Raw genomic sequence first — 5731 nt, forward strand, 5'->3', positions numbered from 1 at the left:
TTGGAAAGGGTCAAGGTAATGGCGGCAGTGAGTGTGGTTTTACCATGATCGACGTGTCCAATGGTTCCCACGTTGACGTGCGGTTTTTTCCTCTCAAACTTTTGCTTTGCCATAGGATATCCTCCTCGTTTGTAACGTTGTCCTTTCTATCTTAGCACACTGATAAACCAAAAAAGAAAGTGGAGCCTACGACCGGGATTGAACCGGTGACCCCACCCTTACCAAGGGTGTGCTCTACCACTGAGCTACGCAGGCTCATTCTATGGTGGGGAGGGTAGGATTCGAACCTACGAAGGCGTTCAGCCGACGGATCTACAGTCCGCTCCTTTTGTCCACTTAGGTACCTCCCCACATCGTGGAGCCGGTGATCCGACTCGAACGGACGACCTGCTGATTACAAGTCAGCTGCTCTACCAGCTGAGCTACACCGGCATAATGCTCTTATCGCTTCGCCCGTTCACGCGTGAATTAATATAACCAAAGGCGCAAATAATGTCAAGGGAAAAGAGGACAAAACCCGAAAAAATAGGGGTTACAAAGTCGGAAATCGATTTTATATGTCATTAAACTTGCTCTGATCCTGATTTTTCAAAGTTAAAACTCTTCTAATTGACATAAATACATACCCGATATATAATTAAATTGATTAAACCGATTGCACAAACGCAATTCGGACACCACGTCTTAAGGGGGGTGATAGGAGAACTTGAAAAGGATTAATCGTTGGGCTTGCAAATTTATTTCAAGGGAGGCAAAACAAATGAAAAGAGTAAATCTATTTCTGATTATGGTTGTGGGTACATTGATTTTGTTTACTCTGTCCTTCGCGACAGCTGAAGAACTTAAGCTGGGTCGTTTTGATGGAGTAACTATTAAAGCCTGTCTCATTGGAGGAGGAGATTACGAGAAGATTTACGAGAATTTCTTTCCAAAGTTTGAAGAGTTAACTGGTGCCAAGGTAGAAATCGTATACAAGGGCAATGGCTTTGACATCGACAAAAAGATGAAGTTGGACTTTGCTGCCGGAACAGTGGATTACGACGTGTGCTGGAATCACACCAGCTTTTTCAGCCAGTATTTTGATTTCATCGAACCACTGGAAAAATACTTCACCGAGGAAGAACTGGCTGATTTCTCGCCCCGAATCATGCAGTTCGCAAAGAAAGACGGCCACCTCTGGTTCATTCCTCGACACGCCGACATTAGCTCACTACATTACCGCACTGATCTTTTTAACAATCCCGATCTGCAACAAAAATTTAAGGAAAAGTATGGATATGACCTAAGACCCCCCGAAACCTGGGATGAATTTAAAGAAATTGCGCTCTTTCTGAATAATCCTCCTGAGATTTACGGCACTCAGTTTGCCGGCAAAGAAGAAGCCCTTTCTGGAAGATTCTGGGATATCTTGATGGCATACGGTGGAAAAATCTTGGATGAGAACTACAAGCCCGCTTTCAATGGCCCAGAAGGTATCAAGGTAGCAACACTTCTTCGAGATCTCTACCAAGCTGGTGCTATGCCCCCAGGAATGGTTAATTTCCTTTGGGACGATGTGGCTGCAAACTGGGTCAACGGAACCATCGCCATGTACACTGAGTGGTATGGCTGGTACTCATACTTCCAGAATCCAGAGAGCTCTAAAGTAGCCGGCAAATTTGACCTGGCTCGTCAGCCTAAAGGTGACGCGGGAATTCACAGTGGCTGGGCCGGGGCTCATGCATTTTCAGTAACCAAGTTCAGTAAGAACAAAGAAGCGGCAGCGGCTCTGGTGAAATACATTACGAGTTACGAGCCACAGCTTTTTGAAGGTCGTATCGGATATATCCCGGTGCGGAACTCAGTATTTGAAACTCTGAAAAAGGAAGCCGAAGGCTCTCCCGATCCATTAGCTAAGAAGAGAGTCGAATTGATGCAGCTTCAGATTAACGAAGACTTTACTCCTCCACCAATCGTACCGGAATGGATTCCGATTTCGAACATCCTCTACCCCACACTGCAAGCTATTATGCTCGGTGATAAAACCGTTGAAGATGGGTTAAATGAGGCAGCAAAAAAAGTAGAAGAATTAATGGAAGAAGCAGGATATTACAATTAGGGAGAAAAAGTGGGGTGTCCTTGCACACCCCACTTTTTCTGGAGGAGGAACTTTAATGATCCGCAGTGTACGACAAGGAAGAAGACGATTTTTTGACCGGAACATTGCTTTTCTGATGATTCTTCCGGCTATTATTATCGTAACGGCGCTTATTGTTGTTCCCATGGTCTACTCGTTTTATCTAAGCCTGACCAATCTCAATTTGCTTCATCCCTCGCGTGCTCGTTTTATTGGTTTCAAAAATTATCTGAAGCTTCTCGAAGACCCTATTTTTTGGCGTTCTCTTATGAACACGGTGATCTTCATGGGGGTTGCAGTCAACGTAGAATTCCTCTTGGGACTGATTCTTGCGCAGCTCATTTTCAAAGTAACTCGAGGACAGAGCATCGTGAGAACGGCAATCATGGCTCCTATGATGTTTGCTCCAGTTCTGGTCGGCTTTCAGTTTAAATGGTTTTTCAATGACCAGGTTGGACTGGTCAACAACCTCATTTACTTTTTCACCGGTGAATATCGGCTCATTCCATGGCTCATCAACTATCCTTTGAATCTCCTTGCCCTTCTTGCGGCTGAAATATGGATGAGTACACCTTTTATGGTTATCATTCTCCTTGCAGGGCTGGTGAGTCTACCGGCCGAACCGTTCGAAGCTGCTGCCGTAGACGGTGCTTCCCCTTGGCAGCAATTTCGGTATATCACTCTCCCTCTCATTGGCCCTTTTACATACATTGCCATGGTGATCCGCTCACTTGACCTGGGTCGGGCGTACGACTTAGTTCGTATCATGACCGCTGGTGGTCCAGCAAATCGTTCAGAAATGATCTGGACTTATACATTCCGTTTAGCGATAAACGACAATAAATTCGGTATGGGGACAGCGATGTCTTTTGTTACGGTCGTACTATCTTTTATTTTTGTAATATACCTCTTCCAACAACTGGCCAAAAGCCGACAGGAGGTATACTGAAATGTCGTTGTCTCGCACAAAAAGAATTTCTGCAAGAAAAAAACGTTTCCGGCAGGAGTTCTACAACGTGATCGTCTATGTCATCGTCCTCGTTTTCTTTCTTCCGGTCATTTGGATTATCTTAACTTCCATGAGACCGGAAATTGAGGTCAATGCTCGTCCCCCAATCTTCTTGCCTCAGAAGTTGGTTTTTGACTCTTTTATTCACCTGTTTGGAGCAGGACACGCAGAGAAATCAGTGCCATTTTACGATTATCTTGGAAACTCGCTCTTTGCTTCTCTAGTAAGCACTGGTATAGCCATCACTATAGGGACCTTATCCGGGTACAGTTTCGCCCGTTTCCGATTTAGGGGAGCAAAAGCAACGTTCATTGGGATGATGCTGGCACGCTCTATTCCTGGAATCGCAGTGAGTTTACCGCTCTTTATTCTCTTTGCTCGTCTCGGTCTACTGGACAAAAAAACGGGGCTCTCTCTGGCCTACACTGCCATGAACATCCCTTTTACCACCTGGTTGATGCAGGGATTTTTTAAAGATATTCCAGCCGATTTGGACGAAGCTGCTCAAATCGATGGATGTTCCCGCTGGCAATCTTTTACCAGAATTGACTTACCCCTGGCTTTACCAGGATTAGCAGCAAGCGGTATTTTCGCTTTTCTCACGTCTTGGAACGAGTTCCAGATTGCCAGCGTCCTCACTCGTACCCCCGCTTCCAAAACTTTTCCGGTTGGTCTCTATGATTTTACCCAGCAATTCACCGTAGATTGGCGTGGTATGTGTGCCATGTCCGTGGTGATGCTTGTTCCAGCAATTGTATTTGTTCTTCTAACCCAGAGGCAACTGGTGCGGGGTCTCACCTTCGGAGCGTTCAAATAGAAAGGGGGATCAGGATGATAAGAGAAACTCTCTCTTCCCGGGAAAGAGTACTCAAGGCCATCAGTCATGAAGAGCCTGATCGAGTTCCCATCGATATTTCTGCTGTCGATGAGGTGATGGATGCACTCATCGATTACTATAGAATTCAAGTGGAGGATGAAAAAGCCGTAATCTATATGGGTGCCGATGGCCGGGTTTTTGAACGAAAGAGGAACCAGGCGCAATTACGCCTTTTAGAAAAACTGCATGTGGACTTTCGCTGGGCCTGGGCACCGTACGTAGGCCCAGAATTACAAACATATCCTGATGGTTCCCGAGAAGGACTTTTTGGTATTAAGCGCGGTGGGTTTTTCTTTGGATACGCTCTGGAACACCCCCTCAAAGATGCACAAACCGTTCGGGACATTGAGGCCTACCCCTGGAATGAATACGCCAACGTTGACCATTACGATTATGACCAGTTTGCAAGAGAGTGTAAGGATTTTCATGAAGCTGGGTATGCAGTGTATGGAGGACCATGGGCTCCAATCGCTTTTTGGGCTATGGACCTTATGGGTATGGACACGTTCATGATTGCCATGTACGATAATCAAGAGGTGGTACACACCCTGATTGGAAAAATTTCCGACTTCTACTATCGCCAGGCTGAAATCATGTTTCAAAAGGGGAAGGGTTTCATGGACATCTTCTTTATGGGTGATGATTATGGAGTTCAGAATGGCCTCATGATGAGTCGTACCCTGTGGAAGAAGTTTTTTGCTCCTCATCTTGAAAGGCTATGGAAGCTGGCCAAATCATATGGCTTGAAAGTCCAACTGCATTCCTGCGGTTCAGTGCGGGAACTGATTCCCGATTTTATCGCCATGGGTCTTGATGTTCTGGATCCCATTCAGGTGCGAGCTCAAGGGATGGAACCTGAAGAGCTGAAAAGAAATTATGGATCTAAGCTTGCTTTTCATGGTTCCATGGATACTCAGGAAACTCTTCCCTTTGGAAGCACAGAGGACGTCCGAAAAGAAGTTTTGCACCGCCTCAAAACCATGACTCCGGGAGGAGGGTTCATCCTCTCCCCGAGTCAGCATTTATTGACCGAAATCCCTTTAGAAAATATCGTCACTCTGTACGAAACAGCATACGAGTACGGTTTTTATTCCGTCATTCCCAAAGTAGAGTGAAAGGGGGCTTTAAGATGGAAAGCGTGGAAACGAAAACAAAACGGGTACTCACTGCCCTGAAAGAGAAAAAGGAACCCGATCGGGTTCCTTTGACTGATTTCTACTGGGGCGGTTTTCTTGCAAACTGGCTCAAAGCGTTGAATCTCCCTCCAGATACAGATATTTACGAATACTACGACCTCGACGTTAAGGTCATATCTCCCAATATGGACCCCAAGGTGGAAAGCTGTACCATACTGGAACAAACCTCCGAATACGTGGTTTTTCGCAGTGGTTTTGGGTGCACGCTGAAAAAAGTTTTCGCTCTACCCATGCCCATGTTTCTGGATTTTCCGGTGAAAAGTGCTGAGGAATTTGAACACTTTACCTTTGATGACCCCAGGGACGAGCGACGATACTTTGAGAAACGATGTGACATCATTAATTGTGGCGATGGTTTCGGAGTGCTGGAAAGTTACGCTAAGGACGTGGAGAGAAACAAGGGAAAATTTTGTCTTTTTGGTTCGATTTGTGAGCCTTACGAAACCATGTGGCGCATCCGGGGTTCGGAAGGTTTACTCATGGACTTGGTGCTCCATCCTGCAGAGGTCAAAGACTTTGCACTCCGGTGTACT

At 45.8% G+C, this 5731-nt stretch carries 6 protein-coding genes and 3 tRNA genes; 5 read left to right on the forward strand and 4 right to left on the reverse strand.

What is annotated here, in order from left to right; translation table 11 throughout:
- The 4 genes from ABDK92_10900 to ABDK92_10915 form a co-directional block, all read right to left on the reverse strand.
- On the reverse strand, window positions 1–113 hold a 113-nt coding region (locus ABDK92_10900; protein ID MEN3187111.1), incomplete at its 3' end, for a GTP-binding protein.
- A gap of 67 nt (window positions 114–180) precedes the next feature.
- Window positions 181–255, reverse strand: a tRNA-Thr gene (locus tag ABDK92_10905).
- An 8-nt stretch (window positions 256–263) separates the two neighbouring features.
- Window positions 264–350 (reverse strand) — tRNA-Tyr (locus ABDK92_10910).
- A 6-nt stretch (window positions 351–356) separates the two neighbouring features.
- Window positions 357–432 (reverse strand) — tRNA-Thr (locus tag ABDK92_10915).
- A 274-nt stretch (window positions 433–706) separates the two neighbouring features.
- Here ABDK92_10915 and ABDK92_10920 point away from each other — a divergent pair.
- The 5 genes from ABDK92_10920 to ABDK92_10940 all read left to right on the forward strand — a co-directional run.
- Complete coding sequence (locus ABDK92_10920; protein ID MEN3187112.1) at window positions 707–2098, forward strand: sugar ABC transporter substrate-binding protein; 1392 nt, start codon at window positions 707–709, stop codon at window positions 2096–2098.
- 55 nt (window positions 2099–2153) lie between these two features.
- The gene (locus ABDK92_10925; protein ID MEN3187113.1) at window positions 2154–3065 is read left to right on the forward strand and encodes a sugar ABC transporter permease; all 912 of its coding nucleotides are present in this window, start codon (window positions 2154–2156) and stop codon (window positions 3063–3065) included.
- Window position 3066: 1 nt separating this feature from the next.
- Entirely contained in the window at window positions 3067–3942 is an 876-nt protein-coding gene (locus tag ABDK92_10930; GenBank protein MEN3187114.1) for a carbohydrate ABC transporter permease, read from the forward strand.
- A 14-nt stretch (window positions 3943–3956) separates the two neighbouring features.
- Window positions 3957–5117 carry a uroporphyrinogen decarboxylase family protein gene (locus ABDK92_10935; GenBank protein ID MEN3187115.1) on the forward strand — a complete coding sequence of 387 codons (1161 nt, stop codon included), beginning with the start codon at window positions 3957–3959 and terminating at the stop codon, window positions 5115–5117.
- A 14-nt stretch (window positions 5118–5131) separates the two neighbouring features.
- Window positions 5132–5731 (forward strand): hypothetical protein (locus tag ABDK92_10940; protein MEN3187116.1); only part of this gene is annotated, 600 nt, incomplete at its 3' end.

This window comes from Atribacterota bacterium, assembly GCA_039638595.1.
Lineage (GTDB): Bacteria > Atribacterota > Atribacteria > Atribacterales > Caldatribacteriaceae > Profundicultor > Profundicultor thermophilus.

Excerpts from the sequence above, each read along its gene's own strand:
- ABDK92_10925 (MEN3187113.1), top strand. The coding sequence starts at position 2,154 with ATGATCCGCAGTGTACGACAAGGAAGAAGACGATTTTTTGACCGGAAC.
- ABDK92_10930 (MEN3187114.1), top strand. The coding sequence starts at position 3,067 with ATGTCGTTGTCTCGCACAAAAAGAATTTCTGCAAGAAAAAAACGTTTC.
- ABDK92_10935 (MEN3187115.1), top strand. The coding sequence starts at position 3,957 with ATGATAAGAGAAACTCTCTCTTCCCGGGAAAGAGTACTCAAGGCCATC.